This is a genomic window from Micromonospora siamensis, assembly GCF_900090305.1.
Lineage (GTDB): Bacteria > Actinomycetota > Actinomycetes > Mycobacteriales > Micromonosporaceae > Micromonospora > Micromonospora siamensis.
The window spans coordinates 4,558,299-4,576,202 of record NZ_LT607751.1 but is presented as its reverse complement, the minus strand read 5'-3'; the positions used below and the strand labels follow the sequence as shown (position 1 = coordinate 4,576,202).

Below are 17,904 nucleotides of genomic sequence, written 5' to 3'. Positions count from 1 at the left end.
ACGGCCCGGTGACACTGGCGCTCGACGGCCCGCTGGGCCGGTCGTCGGGTGCGGAGCGGACGACCACGGGGTCCGGGTGGTCGATGACGCAATTGCCGGGGCGCCGCGGGTGACCGCGACCGGTATTGCCTGGTAGCGGTGCCTCCGATCGGCCGGGTATTGAGGCGAACCGTTCAAAATTGCTAACATCTCGGCCTGCTCGGCGGAGATCATCTATGGGCCCGGGCGGCAGGAGCTCCGATGACTTCACGGCACCATGGGGTTGTTTAGATCAACGCCGCCAACGGAGGCGGCTCGCGCCGGGGACGACTGGCCCAACGGCGGACGCCTGCAGCCGCTGATCCTGGTAGTCCTGCTCGCGGTCCAGGTCACGGCGATCCTGGCGGCACGGATGCCGCCGTCGCGGCTGTCCGCCAGCCTGGAGGCGATGACCGTCCTGGCCGGGCTGGAAGCGTGGCAGTTCCGCCAGGCCGCCCGAAGCCCACGATGGCAGCGCCCGGGTGCCATCGTCGTCCAGGCCCTGGCCACGTACCTTCCGCTGTTCCTCGTGGACGCGACCTGGCCGGGGATGGGCGGTTTCCTCGCCGCTTCGGTGCTGGTCCTGGTGCCCGGTCGGGCGGCCTGGGCGCTGTTCACCGCGGTCATCGCGAGCCTGTTCGCGGCCGTCATGGCCGTGGGGGTGGGCGTCAGTGACGCGGCCTACGTCGCCGTGGGCAGCGTGGCGATCGGACTGACCATGTTCTGCGTGCGCGGCCTGAGCGCCGTGATCCGGCATGTCCGGGTCGTGCAGGCCGAGGTGGTGCAGCTCGCCGTCGTTCGGGAACGGATGCGGTTCGCCCGGGATCTGCACGATCTGCTCGGCCACAGCCTGGCGGCGATCACGCTACGGGCCGAGCTGACCCGGCGGATCATGCCGACCGACCCGGCGAAGGCCAGCGACGAGCTGCGGGACGTCGTCGACATCGCCCGGCAGGCGGCCGCGGAGATGCGGCAGGTCGCCGACGGGTACCGCAACATCTCGCTGGCCCAGGAGGTGGCGGCGGCCGCCTCGCTGCTGGCCAGCGCGGACGTCGACGCGCGGGTCGAGATGAACTGCGGCATCCTTCCGCACAATGTCGACACTGTTCTGGCCATGGTGCTCCGGGAACTCGTCACGAACGTCACCCGGCACAGCCGCGCGCGCAACTGCTGGATCGCAGCCGAGCAGTCGGACGAGCGCGTGGGTCTGTCCGTCACCAACGACGGGGTGGCGTCGCTGATGCCCGCTCACCGTGACGGTCGCGGTCTGGAGAACCTCGCCGTGCGGCTGGAGGCCGTGGGTGGCACGCTCAACGTAATGTCGTGTGGCGACGGGCTGTTTCGCGTTCTCGCGGAGGCCTCCACACGGGTTGACGCGCATGGTCGCTCGGCAGCACTCGACCTTTGCGTGGACCCGGAGCCGTTGAGGAGGACCTGCGAGTGCTGCGAATCCTGCTCGCCGAGGATGTCGCCATGGTGCGCGGGGCCCTGATCGCCCTCATCGAACTGGAGCCCGACCTCAAGGTGGTGGCGGCGGTCGAGAACGGCGCGGACATCGTGCCCACGGCACTGACCTGCCGCCCCGATGTCGCGGTCATCGACGTCGACCTGCCCGGTTTGGACGGTCTGTCGGCGGCGGCCCAGCTCAAGAACGAGCTGCCCTGCTGCCGTTCCCTCATCCTCACGAGCCTGGGCCGCTCCGGGATGGTCAGCCGGGCGCTGTCCGCCCGGGTCTCCGGCTTCATGCTCAAGGATTCGCCGCCTGAGGAGCTGGCGACGGCCATCCGCAGCGTCGCCATCGGTCGCAAGGTGATCGATCCCCAGCTGGCCCAGTCGGCGTGGGACTGCGGCCTGAACCCGCTGTCCGCGCGGGAGCACGAGGTGCTTCGGCTCACGGCGGCCGGGGCGACCCCGGTGGAGATCGCCTCCACCCTGTACCTGTCGGTCGGTACGGTGCGCAACTACCTCACGACGATCGTGACGAAGCTGCACGCCCGCAACCGGGTCGACGCGGTCAAGCGGGCCTACGACTCGGGCTGGTTGCCATGAAGCAAGGTCCGAGAGGACTGCGGTGACTGACTGTCGCATCGTGGTGACATGTCAGACGTCAGGCGACTCGCGAGCAAGCGGTACTACGAATACCGGCACGTCGTCGGTTTTGAGGAAACCAACCTGGTCGGCGACATCTACCACGTCAACTACGGGCGCTGGCAGGACCGGTGCCGTGAGATGTTCCTGCTCCAACACGCTCCCGATCTGCTGGACGCGTCGTACGGCAACCTGACGCTGTCCATGGTCAGCTCCGAGTACGAGTGCCTCGCGGAGGTCGCCGCGTTCGACGAGGTGTCCGTCCGCATGCGGCTGGAGGAGATGGCCCCGACCCACTTCAGCCTCGCCTTCGACTTCGTGCGGCTGCGCGACGGGGTGGAGCAGCTGGTCGCCCAGGGCCGGCAGTGGGTGGCCTGCCTGCGCGAGGCCGACGGAGCCATCGCTCCAACCCGCGTACCGGCGTCGCTGGTGGCGGCGCTGGACGACTACGCCATCATCCCGGTCACCTACGCCGTGGCTGCCGGTACCGGGGGCCGGGGCTGACATGACGATCGACGACCGTGTACGCGAGGTGCCGCCGGGCGCGGCCCGGCCGTCCTACCCGGGGCCTCCGCCGTGGGCGGTACCCGGGTTGCTGCGCAAGCTCTGGGGGGATCGGCTGAGCCTCCTCTCCGACGCCGCCGACGAGTACGGCGACGTGGTGCGGTTCGCCATGGGACCCAAGACCATCTACTTCTTCAACCACCCGGACCACGCCAAGCACGTGCTCTCCGACAACTCGGCCAATTACCACAAAGGGCTCGGCCTGGCCGAGGCCCGGCACCGGTTCCTCGGCGACGGCCTGCTGACCAGCGAGGGCGACACGTGGCGCCGGCAGCGCCGGATCATCTCACCGGCGTTCCGGCGCGAGCGCATCGCCGGGTTCGCCGGTGTGGTGACCGGGGCCGGCACCCAGTTGACCCGGCGGCTGGCCGACCGCACCGGCGACGTCGTCGACCTCGCCGAGGAGATGACCGCGCTCACCATGGACGTCCTCGGCCGGACCTTGTTCGACGAGGATCTGAGCCCGCTGCGCTTCCTCGGCCCGGCGTTCGAGGACGCGCAGCAACAGGCCATGTTCGAGATGGTGACGCTGGGAGCGCTGCCGCTGTGGCTGCCGTTGCCCCGCCACCTGCGTTTCCGAGCCGCCCGCCGGCGCATCGACAACGCCGTGCGGGCCCTCGTCCGCAGCCGGGCGAACGGCACCGGTTCCGACCTGATCTCCAGGCTGCTCCAGGCCGGCGGCCAGCCGACGGAGCTGCGCGACCAGGTCGTGACGATGCTGCTGGCCGGGCACGAGACCACGGCCAGCACCCTGTCCTGGGCCTGGTACCTGCTCAGCCGCCACCCGGAAGCGGCCGAGCGGCTGCACGCCGAGGCGGTCGAGGTCCTCGGCGACCGCGTGCCCGGGCACGCCGACCTGGCCAACCTCCCGTACACCGGCATGGTCATCCAGGAGACGATGCGGCTCTACCCCCCGGTCTGGGCGTTGCCCCGGCGGGCGGTGGCGGCCGACGAGATCGGCGGGTACCCGGTCCCGACCGGCGCCGAGGTGATGATCAGCCCGTACACGCTGCACCGGCATGCCGGCTTCTGGACCGATCCGGACGAGTTCCGGCCGGAGCGGTTCGCCGCCGGCGCGCCGCCGGTCGCCCACCGGTACGCCTACGTCCCGTTCGGAGCGGGTCCCCGGGTCTGCGTCGGAAGCCATCTCGGCCTGCTGGAGGCGACCCTCATCACGGCCATGGTCGCGCGCCGCTTCCGGTTCGAGTACGCCGGCTCAGCCGATCCGGTTCCGGAGGCCATGCTGTCCCTGCGGATCCGGGGCGGCCTGCCGCTCCGGGTGCTGCCGGCCTGACCGCCGACGAACGCGGCGGTCAGGCCGGCGGCCGGCGTCAGCTGGCCAACGGGAACCAGGCCGATTCGAGCTCCATCCGCCCGGCGAGGATCGCCTGCTGGAGCCGCTGCAGTCGGGGTCCCGGCTCGATGCCCAACTCGTCGCGGAGCACGGCCCTCATCCGCCGGAACGCCTTCAGCGCGCACCCGGTGCGGCCGGACCGGGTGAAGGCGGTCATCAGCAGCGCGCAGAAGTTCTCGTTCAACGGGTGGCGGGCCACCAGCATGGTCAGCTCGCCCAGCAGGTCCGCGTGCCGGTGCAGGCTGAGATCGGCTTCGATGCGACGTTCCAGCACGCCGAGCCGGGTCTCCTCCAGCGCGGCCACCTCGGCCCCGAGAACCCGTCCGGTCGGTACGTCGACCAGGGCCGACCCGCGCCAGTGGGCCAACGCGTGCCCCAGCAGGTCCGCGGTGGCGGCCGGGTCACCCAGCCCGGCGGCCTGGCGGCCGGCCCGGACGAGGCGGTCGAATTCCGCCACATCGGTCTGGCACAGCCGCGCGTCGATCTGATATCCGGAGGGCGTGGTGCGCAGCAGGCGCCGCACCCAGGCGTTGTCCCGGGCCGCCGCGGCCAGCTTGGCCCGCAGCTGGAGGATGTAGGTCTGGATGGTCGTGGCGAAGCTGCGGGGTGGACGCTCCCCCCAGAGCTCCTCGACGAGCATCGGTGTCGTGACCGTCCGGCCGGCGTGCAGCGCGAGCAGCGCGAGGATCTGCCGCTGTTTGGGCGCGGTCGGCACGACCGGCTGGTGGTTGAGCTTGGCCGACAGCGGGCCGAGCAGCTGGACGACTAACTTTCCGGGCTCCCCGTTCATTGGCGTGGCTCCAAGTCATCGGTGTAGCTCCAGAGTCTGACGTATCGAAGGTTGTGACGTTGTTTGAGCTTGCTTCGATCAGGACCCGTCGTTCCAGGGATCGGGTCATGACCAAGAGGTGAAAAGCTCATGGGCCGACAGCAAGCGGGAGCAAGCCCCGTCGTGTTACCGGGTGCCACGCTGCGCAGGGGAATTTCGGTGCGTCCCTGCGGAAGGTGGAGAGATGCCCACAGTCTTCGGATCGATGCGTCGGCTCGCGCTGAGCCCGCGACTCGCCGACGTGACCTTCGCCAAGCGGGGCTTCCCGGTCACGCCGTCGGCGGCTACGCAACACTTGGAGGCCATACCGCAGGCGGTGGTCTGCGGGTTCGAGTGGGGGATCGACGCCCGCGACCAGTGGGAGGTCGAGCGCCGGCTGGAGCTGGTCGACGCCGAGATGCGCGGATTCGCGCTCGAGGGCGTCACCATGGCGTTCACCGTCCTCGACGCGATGGGCGGCGGTCACCGGACCCGGGATCTCCTGATCGGGCCGGGCCGCCGGCACATCTTCCTGGCGTACATCGGCATGGGTTTCGCGATGGCCCGGCTGCCCCGTCCGCTGTGGAGGAAAGCCGTCCCCGATCTCGGCGATGACCCGTACCACCCGACGATGAGCTGGCTCGCGGTCGACGGATTCGGCTTCGACCGGGCCTACTTCGACACCCCGCGGTGGGTCGACGAGCAGAAGGTGCCGGCTCCGTACGGCTGGGAAGGATGGCCGGACTACTTCCTCCGCGCCGTCGACCAGGGCATCGGTCGCGCGCTGTGGTTCATCGGCGGTGGTCACACGCCCGACGTCGCGGCCGCGGTGCGCCGGTTCGCCAGCCACCGCCAGCCGGATCTGTGGAGCGGCGTCGGGCTGGCCGCGACGTTCGCCGGCGGGAGCGACCCGGACGGCCTGTACGCGCTGCGCCGGGCGGCCGGCGACGCATGGTCGCAGCTGGCCCTCGGCTCGGTGTTCGCCGTCAAGGCGCGCGACTACAGCGGCCTGGTGCCGGACTGCACCACGACCGCGTGCCGGGTGCTGACCGACCTCACCGTCGACAAGGCGGTCGCGCTGGCCGACGCCACCGCCGTGCACTCTCCGGGATCCGAGCCGGCCTACGAGCTGTGGCGCCAACGGATCCGCTCCCACTTCGACGTCAGCGTTTCCTAAGGACCAGGAGGGTCTTGTGACGACGCTCGCGATCAGCGACCGGCGGCCGGTGAGCTGGGCCAACGGGGCCGGACACCGCCTCTGCCTCAACATCTTCATGGTCGTCGTGCTCGGCCACTGGGCCGAGCACCTGACGCAGGCCGTGCAGATCTGGGGCCTGCACTGGGCCCGCCCGCAGGCGCGGGGGATCCTCGGCCAGTACTACCCCTGGCTGGTGACGTCCGAGACATTGCATTACGGGTACGCCGTCGTGATGCTGATCGGCCTGTTCGCACTGCGCGACGGGTTCGCCGGCCGCGCCCGGACGTGGTGGACCGTGGCCCTGGTGATCCAGTTCTGGCACCACATCGAGCATCTGCTGCTGCTCATCCAGGCGCAGACGCACCACTTCCTCTTCGGCGGCACGGTGCCGACCAGCGTCCTGCAGCAGTTCTACCCCCGGGTCGAGCTGCACCTGTTCTACAACACGGTGGTCTTCATCCCGATGGTCATCGCCGTGTACCACCACCTGCGTCCGAACGACGCCGAGCGGCGTGCGGTCTCCTGCCGGTGCGCCCGCGAGGCGGGCTGAGCCCATGACGCGATCCACGTGGTGGGGGCGAATCGCCGCGGGCGCCGCGGCGGCCGTGGTCGTCGCGATCGGCGCGCTGCTGGCCGCCCAGAGCGGCCCCGGAGCCCACCTCGGGCCGGTGTTCCCGTCCGACGGGGCGGTCCTGCGCGACGCGCCCCGCCAGGTGTCGCTCACCTTCGACACGGCCGTACGGCCGCAGCAGATCCACATCGGGGTCTCCGACGGTCGCGGGAAACTCGTGCCCTCGGGCGCTGCCGCGGTCGCCGGCACGGACATCACCCAGCCGGTCACCATCGCGGACGACGGCGCGTACGTGCTCGCCTACCACGTGGTGCTGGCTGACGGGCGGACCTTCTCCGGCGCGAGCCGTTTCCAGGTGTCGCCGTCCGGGTCTCTCGCCGCGCCGGCTCCGGTCACCGGCCACAACCACTTCAGCGACGACCCGCTCAGCGTCGCGCTCACCGTCGTCGCGGCGGTGTTCGTCGTCGCTCTGATCGCCCTACTCGTCCACCGGCCTCGTCCGGCCAGGTCAACGGCACAGGAGTAGCCCACCATGAATGCGCTTCGCGTCCTTCGGCGCAAGATGATGACACCCCCCCGATCGGCTACGCGTCTCGAGGTTCGCGGCTTCCACGACAAGAGCCCGGAAGCCCGCGAACTGCTGGAGCGCGTCGGCGGCACGTTCCTCGACGGCTACGGGTTCGCCGCGCAGGCGCCGGCTCCGGACGCCGCCGTGGCACCTCTGGAGGAGGTGCCGACCCGGTTCCGTGGCTTCGCCTACGAGGGCGCGGCCATGGCCTTCGCGGTCCGCGACGGCCTGCGTCCGGGCGGCGGGCACAACGTGGAGCGGTTCCTCGCCGGCGCCGCCGCCGACCACCTCTACATGGCGTACGTCGGCGTCGGCTGGGCGATGGCCCGCCTGCCCCGGATCCGGTGGTCGACGCTGCACGCGCCCGACCCGCTGCTGCGCTGGCTGGTGCTCGACGGGTACGGCTTCCACCAGGCGTACTTCCGGACCGAGCGCTACGTCTACGACCGGTACGAGGACCCCTCGATCCCGTGGCGTGACCCGACCGCGCGCTACTACGCGTCGCGCGCCACCGACCAGGGCATCGGTCGCGCCCTGTGGTTCATCGGCGGCACCGACGTCGACGTGGTGGCCAGCCTGGTCGAGCGCTACTCGCGCCGCCGGCGGGCCGACCTCTACAGCGGGGTCGGGCTGGCCGCCACCTACGCCGGCGGCGCCACCGAGGCCGAGCTGACCGCGCTGTGTGCGCACGCTCAGGACTACCTGCCGCAGCTGGCGCAGGGCGCCGCGTTCGGCGCCGCCGCCCGGGCCCGGGCGAACCTGGTCGTCCCGCACAACGAGATGGCCACGCAGATCTTCTGCGGCCGATCGGTGGCGGCGGCCCAGGCGGTCACCGACGAGGCTCGCGTCGACCTTCCGGCTGACGGCCTGGTCCCGGCGTACGAGATCTGGCGGCAGCGGATCGCCGCGGCGCTGGTGCCGTCCAGCCACTACGCAACGATCGGCGAGGAGTCGAGATGACCCGGATCGCAATTGTCGGCATGGCCTGCCGGTACCCCGATGCCAGTGATCCGCGTGAGCTGTGGGAGAACGCGATCGCCGGGCGGCGCGCGTTCCGCCAGCTCCCGGCGGAGCGGATGAACCTCGACGACTACTGGTCGGCCGATCCGGCCACCCCGGACCGGTTCTACGCGCGGACGGCCGCGGTCATCGAGGGCTACGAGTTCGACCGGGTCGCCTACCGCGTCGCCGGCAGCACCTACCGGTCGACCGACCTCACCCACTGGCTCGCCCTGGACGTCGCGGCGCTGGCCCTGGCCGACGCCGGATTCCCGAACGGGGAGGGCCTGCCCCGGCCGCGTACCGCCGTGGTGGTGGGCAACAGCCTCACCGGTGAATTCTCCCGGGCCAGCCAGATGCGGCTGCGCTGGCCGTTCGTCCGGCGCACCGTCGCCGCCGCCCTGCAACGGGAAGGCTGGGACGACGACCGGCTCGGCGCGTTCCTGTCGACGCTGGAAGGCACCTACAAGGCCCCGTTCCCCGAGGTGGACGAGGACACCCTGGCCGGTGGCCTGTCCAACACGATCGCCGGCCGGATCTGCAACTACTTCGACCTCAACGGCGGCGGCTACACCGTCGACGGCGCCTGTTCCTCGTCGCTGCTGTCCGTGGCGACCGCGTGCAATGCCCTGGTCGACGGCACGATCGACGTGGCCGTGGCCGGCGGGGTCGACCTGTCGATCGATCCGTTCGAGGTCATCGGCTTCGCCAAGACCGGCGCGCTGTCCCGCTCCGAGATGAAGGTCTACGACCGCGGCGCGAACGGGTTCTGGCCCGGTGAGGGCTGCGGCATGGTCGTCCTGATGCGCGAGGAGGACGCCCGGCGCGGCAACCAGCGGGTGATCGCGACGGTGGCCGGCTGGGGCATCTCCTCCGACGGCAAGGGCGGTATGACCCGGCCCGAGACCAGCGGCTACCAGCTGGCGATGCAGCGGGCGTACGAGCGGGCCGGCTTCGGGGTCGAGACGGTCGGCCTGTTCGAGGGCCACGGCACCGGTACCGCGGTGGGCGACGCGACCGAGCTGCGGGCGTTGTCCGAGGCGCGGCGGGACGCGGGAGCGACCGGGACGCCGGCCGTGGTCAGCTCGATCAAGGCGATGATCGGCCACACCAAGGCGGCGGCCGGCGTGGCCGGGCTGATCAAGGCGGCGATGGCCGTCCACCACCAGGTGCTGCCGCCGGCGCTGGGCTGTGACGACCCGCACGACCTGCTGACCGCTCCGGACGCGACGTTGCGCGTGCTGCGCCGGGCCGAACCGTGGTCGGCTGCCGGTCCGTACCGGGCCGGGGTGACGGGCATGGGCTTCGGGGGGATCAACACCCACGTCGTGCTCGAGAACACCAAGCGGCGCAACGGGTTCGACGTCCGTACCCGGGCGATGGCCGCGGCCATCCAGGATCGGGAACTGCTGCTGGTCGACGCGGCGTCGGCCAGCGAGCTGGCTGACCGACTGCGCCAGCTGGTCGACTTCGTACCGGTGATCTCGTACGCCCAGCTGGGCGACCTCGCCGCGACGCTGCATCGGCAGCTCCGCGAGCTGCCGTACCGCGCGGCCGTGGTGGCCAGTTCGCCCACCGACGCGGTCGCCCGGCTGCGCAGCCTGTTGGAGAAGGTCGAGGCGGGCGAGACGACCAGCTTCAGCCCGGACGGGCGGACCCTGCTCGGACACTTCGCCAAGCGCGGCCAGATCGGCTACCTGTTCCCGGGCCAGGGATCCGGCCACGGTACGAGCGGCGGCGCGATCCGGCGCCGGTTCGCCGAGGCTGCCGAGGTGTACACGGCCGCCGCGCTGCCCACCGGCGGCGACACCGTGGCGACCGAGGTCGCCCAGCCGCGGATCGTCACCGGTTCGCTCGCCGGGCTGCGGGTCCTGTCCTCGCTTGGGCTGGAGGCGACGGTGGCCGTCGGCCACAGCCTCGGCGAGCTGTCGGCCCTGCACTGGGCCGGCGCGCTGGACGAGGACGCGTTGCTGCGCCTGGCCGGCCAACGCGGCCGGGCCATGAGCGAGCACGGCGCGACCGGCGCGATGGCCGGGATCAGCGTTCCACCCGGCGCCGTCGACCAGATCACCGATGGCCTCGACGTGGTCGTCGCCGCCTACAACGGCCCGCAGCAGGTCGTGGTGGCCGGCCGGGTCGAAGCGGTCGAGGCGGCCTGTGCCCGGGCCCGCGACGCCGGTTACGGCGCCGGCCGGCTGCCGGTGTCGCACGCGTTCCACTCGCCACTGGTCGCCGGCGCGGCCGAGGTGTTCGGGAAGTCGATCGACGGCCAGGACTGGGCGCCGTTGACCGGTCGCGTGATGTCCACCGTGACCGGCGAACCGCTGCCGGCCGACGCGGACCTCACCCGCCTGCTGCGCGACCAGATCACCGATCCGGTGCTGTTCCAGCCGGCGCTCGCGCTCGCCGCCAAGGAGGTCGACCTGTTCATCGAGGTCGGTCCCGGCCGGGTGCTGTCCGGTCTGGCCACCGCCGCCGACCTGCGGGCGGTGGCCCTGGACACCGATGACGAGTCGCTGGGCGGCGTGCTGTGCGCGGTCGGAGCGGCGTTCGTGGTCGGGGCGACCGAGGTCGACTCCACCCTGTTCCACGGCCGGCTGCTCAAGCCGCTGGAGGTCGGGGCCCGTCAGACGTTCTTCAGCAACCCCTGCGAGACGGCCCCGTCGATCAGTATCGCGGCCCCGGTGCGACCGGCCGCGCCGGCGCCGCTGACCGATACCGTCCCGGCGGCCGTCACCGGCGGTGGTGCGACGTCGAGCCTGGAACTGCTGCGGCAGCTGTCCGCCGTCCGGGCCGAACTGCCGCTGGACCTGGTCCGCCAGGACAGCCTGCTCCTCGACGACCTGCACCTCAGCTCGATCACCGTCGGTCAGATCGTCAACCAGGTCGCCGCCGAACTCGGGATCCCGGCCGGGCAGGTGCCGCGCAACTTCGCCACCTCGACCATCCGGGAACTCGCCGAGGCGTTCGACGCCCTGCCCCTCGACGCCGAGCCGGACCGGCCGGCCGCCTCGGTGCCGACCGGATCAGCGCCCTGGGTCCGGCCCTGGTCGGTCGACCTGGACGTCGCGCCGCCGCCGCAGGCGCCGGCCCGGGGCGACGACGGCGAGTGGCAGGTCTTCGCACCGTCCGATCACCCGTTCGCCGCGGATCTGCGGGCCGCTCTGGCCCGCGCCGGGGTGGGCGCGGGTGTGCTCACCTGCCTGCCGCCGGACTGCGCCGAATCCGACCTGGAGCTGGCCCTGCGCGGCGCCAGGGCGGCCCTCGCCGGTGACCGGCGGTTCGTTCTGGTCCAGCACGGCCGGGGCGCGGCCGGCCTGGCCAAGACGCTTCATCTGGAGTCGCCCGGGACCCGGGTGACCGTGGTCCACCTGGCCGACGACCACCAGGCGGTGGCCCGGGTGACGGCCGAGGCCGCCGCGACCGAGTCGTTCTCCGAGGTGCACTACGACGCGGACGGCACCCGGCGGACACCGGTGCTGCGGGTGCTGCCGTTCGCCCCGGCTCGCAGTGTCGACGCCCTCACCGCCGGGGACGTGCTGCTGGTCACCGGCGGCGGCAAGGGCATCACGGCCGAGTGCGCCCTGGTCATGGCTCAGGACACCGGAGCCCGCCTGGCTCTCCTCGGCCGGTCCGACCCGGAGCGGGACACCGAGCTGTCGGCCAACCTGGCCCGGATGGCGCAGGCCGGCATCACCGTCGAGTACGCCCGGGCCGACGTCACCGACGCGACGTCGGTCCGGCAGGCGGTGGCCCGGCTCACCGGGGCGCTCGGCCCGGTCACCGCCGTCCTGCACGGCGCCGGCCGAAACGATCCGGCCGCGCTGACCTCGGTGGACACCGAAATGATCGCCCGTACCCTGGCGCCGAAGGTCGGCGGCCTGGAGACGGTGCTGGCCGCGGTCGATCCGCGCCAGGTACGGCTGCTGGTGACCCTGGGCAGCATCATCGGTCGGGCCGGGTTGCCCGGCGAGGCCCACTACGCCACCGCGAACGAGTGGCTGGCCCACGCCACCGCCGAGTTCGGTCGACGGAACCCGCACTGCCGCACGATGTGCCTCGAATGGTCGGTGTGGTCGGGCGTCGGCATGGGAGAACGGCTGGACGTGGTCGGATCGCTCGACCGCGACGGGGTCAGCGCGATCTCGCCGGACCAGGGTGTCGCCGTGCTGCGTCGCCTGCTGGCCGACCCGGACGCCCCGGAGACGGTGGTGATCAGCGGACGGACGCATGGCATCGACACGGTGCGGTACGCCGAGCCGGCCCTGCCGTTGCTGCGCTTCGTGGACCGTCCGCTGCTGCGATACCACGGGGTGGAACTCGTCTGCGAGGTCGAGCTGAGCGCGGGCACCGACCTGTACCTGGCCGACCACGTGCTCGACGGCAACCAGCTGTTCCCGGCGGTCTTCGGCATGGAGGCCATGGCGCAGGTGGCGGCGGCCGTCACCGGCGCCACCGGAGCGCCCGTCGTCGAGGACGCGGAGTTCCTCCGGCCGATCGTGGTGCCGCTGCACGGTGCCACCCGGATCCGGGTCGCGGCCGTGGTCACCGGCCCGGACACGGTCGAGGTCGCGCTGCGCGGCGAGGAGACCGGCTTCGACGCCGACCACTTCCGGGCGCGGCTGAGCTTCGCCCCCGCGGTCCCGGCGGCCGGAGCGCCGGAGCAGACCGCACCCGGCCTGCCCGACGTGCCGCTCGACCCGGCGACCGATCTCTACGGGCCGGTGCTGTTCCAGGGCCGCCGCTTCCAGCGTCTGCGGGCGTACCACCGCGTCGCCGCCCGCGATGTCGACGCCACCGTGGCGGCCGACGCCTCGACCGACTGGTTCGCCGCGTACCTGCCGGCCACGCTGCTGCTCGGCGACCCGGGCGTACGGGACGCGATGATGCACGGCAACCAGGTGTGCGTACCCGACGCGACGCTGCTGCCGCAGGGAATCGAACGGATCGTGCCGGCCGGTGCGGCCATGTTCGACGCCGACACGCTGCGGTTCCGCGCCACCGAACGGTCGCGGGACGGCGACACCTATGTCTATGACATCGCGCTGCGGGACGCGTCCGGCACCGTCGTCGAGCGATGGGAGGGGCTGCGGCTGCGCGCCGTGCGCAAGCTGGACGGCTCCGGGCCCTGGCATCCGGTCCTGCTCGGCTCCTACCTGGAACGCGCGCTGGACGACGTGCTGGGATCGGCGATCGCGGTCGCGGTCGAACCGGCGCCGGCCGGCCTGGACCGGTCGACCGCCACGGTCGCGGTCGGGCGGGCGCTGGGCGCACCGGCGAAGGTCCGCCACACCAGGGACGGCCGCCCCTCGGTCAGCGGGAGGAACGTGTCGACCAGCTCGGCCGCCGGGCTCGCCCTGTGCGTCGCGGCCGTCGATCCGGTCGGCTGCGCCGTCGAGCCGGTAGCCGGCCAGGGCGCCGATCAGCTCGGCCCGCACGCGACGGCGGCACGGATGGTGGCCGAGGCCGCCGGCGAACCGCTCGACGCGGCGGCGGCGCGCGTACGGGCCGCGCTGGACTGTCGATCCGGTGACGGGGAGTGGCGGGTGGCAACGGCCGGACCGGCCGGTTGGGTCGTGCTCGAACGGGACGACCAGCGGGTGGCCACCTTCGTCACCACCGTGTCCGGGGCGAGCGGGAAGCTCGCCGTGGCCATTCTCAGTGGAGGACGCGCATGAAGTACTTCGAGTACCGCCATGTCGTGGGGTTCGAGGAAACCAACATGGTGGGCAACGTCTACTACGTCAACTACCTGCGGTGGCAGGGGCGTTGCCGGGAGATGTTCCTCAAGGACCGGGCGCCTTCGGTCCTCGAGGACCTCCAGCAGGACCTGAAGCTGTTCACCCTCAAGGTCGACTGCGAGTTCTTCGCCGAGCTCACCGCGTTCGACGAGCTGTCGATCCGGATGCGCCTGACCGAGCTGGCCCAGACCCAGGTGCAGTTCGGCTTCGACTACATCCGGCTGGACGAGCACGGGGAGACCCTCGTCGCTCGCGGCAGCCAGCGGGTCGCCTGCATGCGGGGGCCGAACACCCGGACGACTCCGGCCCGCGTGCCGGACGCGCTGGTCAAGGCCCTCCAGCCCTACTCCTAGCCGGAGGCGAATGTGGAAAGGCTTCAGCTGGTTCGCGAGTCCGTCGAGGAGAAGGCGTCACTGCGGCGGGTGCTCGGCGCCTTCGCCACCGGGGTCACCGTCCTGACGGTCGGCGGGGACCTTCCCCACGGCATGACCGCCAACTCGTTCGCCTCGGTCTCGCTCGACCCACCGCTGGTCCTGGTCTGCGTGGGGAGGGAAGCACTCATGCACGAGGTGCTGGCCACCCGGACCGCCTTTGCGGTGTCGATCCTGGCGTCCGATCAGTCCCAGGTGGCGCGGTACTTCGCCGACAAGCGGCGGCCGGTCGGCCGCGACCAGTTCGACCCGGTGTCGTGGTACCCCGGCGGGCACAGCGGCGCCCCGCTGATCGACGGGGCGCTGGCCCACCTCGAATGCGAGCTGGAGCACCGCCACGACGCCGGCGACCACACGATCTACGTCGGCCGGCTGGTGTCGCTGTGGCGCCGACCGGGCGACGACGCGCTGCTGTTCATCAACGGGCAGTTCCGCGTCCCGACCAGCGTGGGGCACTGAGTCCCGCGACGGAGCACTGCACGAGATGAAGCGTCGAGGCGGTCGATCCCATGATTCCACCGCAAGACCGCGCATCCCCCGTCGAGATGAGAAACCGATGCGATCGAGCTCAACACCTCTGGTCCGCCGGCTCACCCCGGCCCTCTTCGTCATCGCCCTGGCCGCCACGCTGCTGGTCGTGGCGCAGCGGCCGACGGTGGCGGCGGCCGACCGGGAAGCCCTGGCCTCGCGATTCCGCTTCACCGAGATGCCCATCGCGCTGCCGGACAACCTCCCGCAGCGAAGCGTCCGGGTGGTCAACCCGCGCTACGAGCACATCCGGTCGTGGACCTCGTCGGTCGGCGCCGCCATCTCCGTCAACGACCTGGACGGCCACGGCGTGGCCAACGACCTGTGCCTGGTCGACACCCGGTCCGACTCGGTGATCGTCACCCCGGCCCCGGCCGGCGGCGACACCTACCAGCCGTTCGTGCTGGATCCGGCCCCGCTGCCGATGGCCGACACCATCGCGCCGATGGGCTGCGTCCCGGGCGACCTCAACGGCGACGGCTGGACCGATCTGCTGGTCTACTACTGGGGCCGCACGCCCGTGGTGTTCCTGCACCGGGCACAGTCGGGTCCGCTGACCATCGCCAGCTACCAGCCGACCGAGCTGATCGAGCCCTCGGTCGCGCCCGGTAACACGTACCAGGGCAAGCAGTGGAACACCAACGCGGTGGCGGTCGCCGACTTCGACGGTGACGGCCACCCGGATCTCGGGATCTTCAACTACTTCCCGGACAGCGGCGTACTGGACCCGAACGGGCAGCCCAACGTGGTGATGAACCACTCGATGTCCCGGGCCCAGAACGCCGGCGGCGCGCACATCCTGCACTGGTCCGGGGCGACCGCCTCGTCGGTCGCGTACCGGGAACAGCCGGCCATCGACCCGCGCTACGCCACCGGCTGGACGTTGGCGGCCAGCTCGGCCGACCTCGACGGCGACCTGTTGCCCGAGCTGTACGTGGCCAACGACTTCGGTCAGGACCGCATGTTCCACAACACGTCGACCCCGGGGCACATCTCGTTCGCCCTGGTTGCCGGCCGGCGGGACGCGACCACGCCGAAGTCCCTGGTGCTCGGCAACGACTCGTTCAAGGGCATGGGCATCGACTTCGGCGACCTCGACGGCACCGGCCGGTTCGACGCGTTCGTCAGCAACATCACCGTCGCCTGGGGGCTGGAGGAGAGCAACTTCGTCTGGGTGAACACCGCGACCAGCGCCGCCGGCGCCCGGGCCGACCTGGACGCGGGCATCGCGCCGTACCGTAACGAGGCGGCCCGGCGCGACATGGCCTGGACCGGCTGGGGCTGGGACGCCAAGATGGCCGACTTCGACAACAGTGGCCACCTGGCCATCGTGCAGGCCAGCGGCTTCGTCCGGGGGACCATCAACCGGTTCAACTGGCTGCAGGAACTGGCCATGAGCAACGACATGCTGCTCGAGAGCCCGGAGATGTGGCCGAACGCCCGTCCGGGGGACGACATCGCCGGCCATGAACCGATGGCGTTCTGGGCGCCCGACGGCCGCGGCCGTTATCTCAACCTCAGCGAGAGCCTCGGCCTGGACGCGACGATCCCGACCCGGGGCGTGGCGGTCGCCGACACGAACGCCGACGGCGGGCAGGACTTCGCCATCGCCCGCCAGTGGGGTCCGCCTGCCTACTACCGCAACGGCAACACCGGTCGCGGCAACTACCTGGGCCTGCGCCTGTACCGGCCGGCCACGCTCGGCCCGACCGCCGGCCCTGTCGGCACCCCGGCGTACGGGGCCCAGGTCCTGGTGACCACGGCCGACGGCCACCGGCAGGTCGCCCAGCTCGACGGCGGGGGAGGCCATTCCGGCAAACGCAGTTTCGACGTGTTCTTCGGCCTGGGCGACCAGGGTTCGCAACCGGTCTCGGCCGAGATCAGCTGGCGGGACGTAGCCGGACAGACCCACGTGCAGACAGTCGACCTGCGGGCCGGCTGGCACAACCTGATGCTGACCGACCAGGTCAAGGAGGTACCAGCGAAATGACGGCGTCGGACATCGTCACGACGGGCGACGGGCTCAACGGGAGCCGTCCGCCGACGACCATCACCCTCGCGCCGCCGGCCCGGGAGGTGCCGGTCCCGCCGGCCCTCGCGACCGTGGCCGACCGGCGGGCCACCAGACCCGCCCGGGTGGACAAGCGCGACCCGCGATACCTGGCGCTGCGCAACTTCGCCATCTCGATGAGCATCTTCAACATCCTGGGCTACACCGTCCTCGGATTCGAGCAGCCCTGGGCCTGGCCGTTCCTCGCGCTGGCGATCGGTCTGGGCCTCGAGTTGGTGATCGGGGCGATCAGCGGCTGGGCCAACAAGACCATGCCGGGGTACGCCGGGAACGGCGCCTGGGGCGTGTACACCTACCTCCTGCCGGCCTACATCACCACGCTGGCCTGCAACATGCTGCTGTACGCGAACGACCGGTTCTGGCCGATCGCGTTCGCCGTGGTGGTCGCGGTCAGCCAGAAGGCCGTCCTGATCGCGCCGATCAAGGGCCGGTGGCGGCACTTCATGAACCCGTCCAACTTCGGCATCACCGCCACGCTGGTCCTGTTCCCGTGGGTCAACATCGCCCCGCCGTACCACTTCACCGAGCACGTACCCGACGTGTTCCGGATCTTGATTCCGGTCGTTCTGCTGGCCGCCGGTACGGTGCTGAACGCCGTGCTGACCAAGAAGGTGCCGCTGATCCTGGGCTGGGTCGGCTCGTTCGTCATCCAGGCCCTGGTCCGGCACTGGGGCTGGGACGTCGCCCTGTGGGCGGCGCTGGTGCCGATGACCGGCGTGGCGTTCCTGCTCTACACGAACTACATGGTCACCGACCCGGGCACCACCCCGACGAGGGGGCGGGACCAGTTCATGTTCGGCATGAGCGTGGGCATCGTGTACGGCGTGCTCATGCTCTTCAACATCGTCTACACGCTGTTCTTCGCGACGACCCTCGTCTGCCTGGGCCGGGGCACGATGTGGTGGCTCAGGTGGTGGCGGCAGCGCCGCCGGGCAACGGTCGCCGCCGCGCCCGCGAGCTGACCC

General features: G+C 71.6%; 14 protein-coding genes. 13 read left to right on the top strand and 1 reads right to left on the bottom strand.

Going from position 1 to position 17,904, the window contains the following annotated elements; genetic code table 11:
- Nucleotides 1-256 precede the first annotated feature (256 nt).
- Genes GA0074704_RS20945 through GA0074704_RS20930 form a run of 4 tightly spaced genes read left to right on the top strand, consistent with a single transcriptional unit; the run spans nucleotide 257 to nucleotide 3,964 of the window.
- Complete coding sequence (locus GA0074704_RS20945) at nucleotides 257-1,510, top strand: sensor histidine kinase (RefSeq protein ID WP_088972076.1); 1,254 nt, start codon at nucleotides 257-259, stop codon at nucleotides 1,508-1,510.
- The gene (locus GA0074704_RS20940) at nucleotides 1,459-2,067 is read left to right on the top strand and encodes a response regulator transcription factor (protein WP_088972075.1); all 609 of its coding nucleotides are present in this window, start codon (nucleotides 1,459-1,461) and stop codon (nucleotides 2,065-2,067) included. The genes GA0074704_RS20945 and GA0074704_RS20940 overlap by 52 nt, the downstream gene beginning before the upstream one ends.
- 48 nt (nucleotides 2,068-2,115) lie before the next feature.
- Nucleotides 2,116-2,610, top strand: coding sequence for an acyl-CoA thioesterase (locus tag GA0074704_RS20935; protein ID WP_088972074.1), 495 nt, complete (start codon nucleotides 2,116-2,118; stop codon nucleotides 2,608-2,610).
- A 1-nt stretch (nucleotide 2,611) separates the two neighbouring features.
- A complete protein-coding gene (locus tag GA0074704_RS20930; RefSeq protein WP_088972073.1) occupies nucleotides 2,612-3,964 on the top strand; it encodes a cytochrome P450 in 1,353 nt (450 codons plus the stop codon).
- Nucleotides 3,965-4,001: 37 nt separating this feature from the next.
- On the opposite strand, the gene GA0074704_RS20925 is transcribed toward GA0074704_RS20930, so the two are convergent.
- Complete coding sequence (locus GA0074704_RS20925; protein WP_088972072.1) at nucleotides 4,002-4,814, bottom strand: AfsR/SARP family transcriptional regulator; 813 nt, start codon at nucleotides 4,812-4,814, stop codon at nucleotides 4,002-4,004.
- Between the two features lie 223 nt (nucleotides 4,815-5,037).
- On the opposite strand from GA0074704_RS20925, the gene GA0074704_RS20920 reads away from it, so the two are divergent.
- From GA0074704_RS20920 to GA0074704_RS20880, 9 genes are all read left to right on the top strand, one after another.
- Nucleotides 5,038-6,009 carry a DUF1702 family protein gene (locus GA0074704_RS20920; protein WP_088972071.1) on the top strand — a complete coding sequence of 324 codons (972 nt, stop codon included), beginning with the start codon at nucleotides 5,038-5,040 and terminating at the stop codon, nucleotides 6,007-6,009.
- Nucleotides 6,010-6,025: 16 nt separating this feature from the next.
- Nucleotides 6,026-6,580, top strand: coding sequence for a hypothetical protein (locus GA0074704_RS20915; RefSeq protein ID WP_331716638.1), 555 nt, complete (start codon nucleotides 6,026-6,028; stop codon nucleotides 6,578-6,580).
- Nucleotides 6,581-6,584: 4 nt separating this feature from the next.
- Nucleotides 6,585-7,127, top strand: a complete 543-nt coding sequence (locus tag GA0074704_RS20910; protein ID WP_088972070.1) for a copper resistance CopC family protein — start codon at nucleotides 6,585-6,587, stop codon at nucleotides 7,125-7,127.
- Nucleotides 7,128-7,133: 6 nt separating this feature from the next.
- A complete protein-coding gene (locus GA0074704_RS20905; protein WP_088972069.1) occupies nucleotides 7,134-8,129 on the top strand; it encodes a DUF1702 family protein in 996 nt (331 codons plus the stop codon).
- On the top strand, nucleotides 8,126-13,846 hold the full coding sequence (locus tag GA0074704_RS20900) for a type I polyketide synthase (RefSeq protein ID WP_088972068.1): 5,721 nt from the start codon (nucleotides 8,126-8,128) through the stop codon (nucleotides 13,844-13,846). Before GA0074704_RS20905 ends, GA0074704_RS20900 begins: the two co-directional genes overlap by 4 nt.
- Nucleotides 13,843-14,262 (top strand): acyl-CoA thioesterase, encoded by a 420-nt coding sequence (locus tag GA0074704_RS20895; protein ID WP_088972067.1) that lies wholly within the window; start codon nucleotides 13,843-13,845, stop codon nucleotides 14,260-14,262. The genes GA0074704_RS20900 and GA0074704_RS20895 overlap by 4 nt, the downstream gene beginning before the upstream one ends.
- Before the next feature lie 12 nt (nucleotides 14,263-14,274).
- Nucleotides 14,275-14,799, top strand: coding sequence for a flavin reductase family protein (locus GA0074704_RS20890; protein WP_088972066.1), 525 nt, complete (start codon nucleotides 14,275-14,277; stop codon nucleotides 14,797-14,799).
- A gap of 97 nt (nucleotides 14,800-14,896) precedes the next feature.
- Entirely contained in the window at nucleotides 14,897-16,858 is a 1,962-nt protein-coding gene (locus tag GA0074704_RS20885; protein WP_088972065.1) for a CRTAC1 family protein, read from the top strand.
- The gene (locus tag GA0074704_RS20880) at nucleotides 16,855-17,901 is read left to right on the top strand and encodes an enediyne biosynthesis protein (RefSeq protein WP_088972064.1); all 1,047 of its coding nucleotides are present in this window, start codon (nucleotides 16,855-16,857) and stop codon (nucleotides 17,899-17,901) included. Before GA0074704_RS20885 ends, GA0074704_RS20880 begins: the two co-directional genes overlap by 4 nt.
- The last annotated feature ends 3 nt before the right edge of the window (nucleotides 17,902-17,904 follow it).

Bases quoted from the DNA above. Each gene is read 5' to 3' on its own strand.
- GA0074704_RS20945 (WP_088972076.1), top strand. From the start codon at position 257: ATGGGGTTGTTTAGATCAACGCCGCCAACGGAGGCGGCTCGCGCCGGG.
- GA0074704_RS20935 (WP_088972074.1), top strand. From the start codon at position 2,116: ATGTCAGACGTCAGGCGACTCGCGAGCAAGCGGTACTACGAATACCGG.
- GA0074704_RS20930 (WP_088972073.1), top strand. From the start codon at position 2,612: ATGACGATCGACGACCGTGTACGCGAGGTGCCGCCGGGCGCGGCCCGG.
- GA0074704_RS20925 (WP_088972072.1), bottom strand. From the start codon at position 4,814: ATGAACGGGGAGCCCGGAAAGTTAGTCGTCCAGCTGCTCGGCCCGCTG.
- GA0074704_RS20920 (WP_088972071.1), top strand. From the start codon at position 5,038: ATGCCCACAGTCTTCGGATCGATGCGTCGGCTCGCGCTGAGCCCGCGA.
- GA0074704_RS20910 (WP_088972070.1), top strand. From the start codon at position 6,585: ATGACGCGATCCACGTGGTGGGGGCGAATCGCCGCGGGCGCCGCGGCG.
- GA0074704_RS20905 (WP_088972069.1), top strand. From the start codon at position 7,134: ATGAATGCGCTTCGCGTCCTTCGGCGCAAGATGATGACACCCCCCCGA.
- GA0074704_RS20900 (WP_088972068.1), top strand. From the start codon at position 8,126: ATGACCCGGATCGCAATTGTCGGCATGGCCTGCCGGTACCCCGATGCC.
- GA0074704_RS20895 (WP_088972067.1), top strand. From the start codon at position 13,843: ATGAAGTACTTCGAGTACCGCCATGTCGTGGGGTTCGAGGAAACCAAC.
- GA0074704_RS20885 (WP_088972065.1), top strand. From the start codon at position 14,897: ATGCGATCGAGCTCAACACCTCTGGTCCGCCGGCTCACCCCGGCCCTC.
- GA0074704_RS20880 (WP_088972064.1), top strand. From the start codon at position 16,855: ATGACGGCGTCGGACATCGTCACGACGGGCGACGGGCTCAACGGGAGC.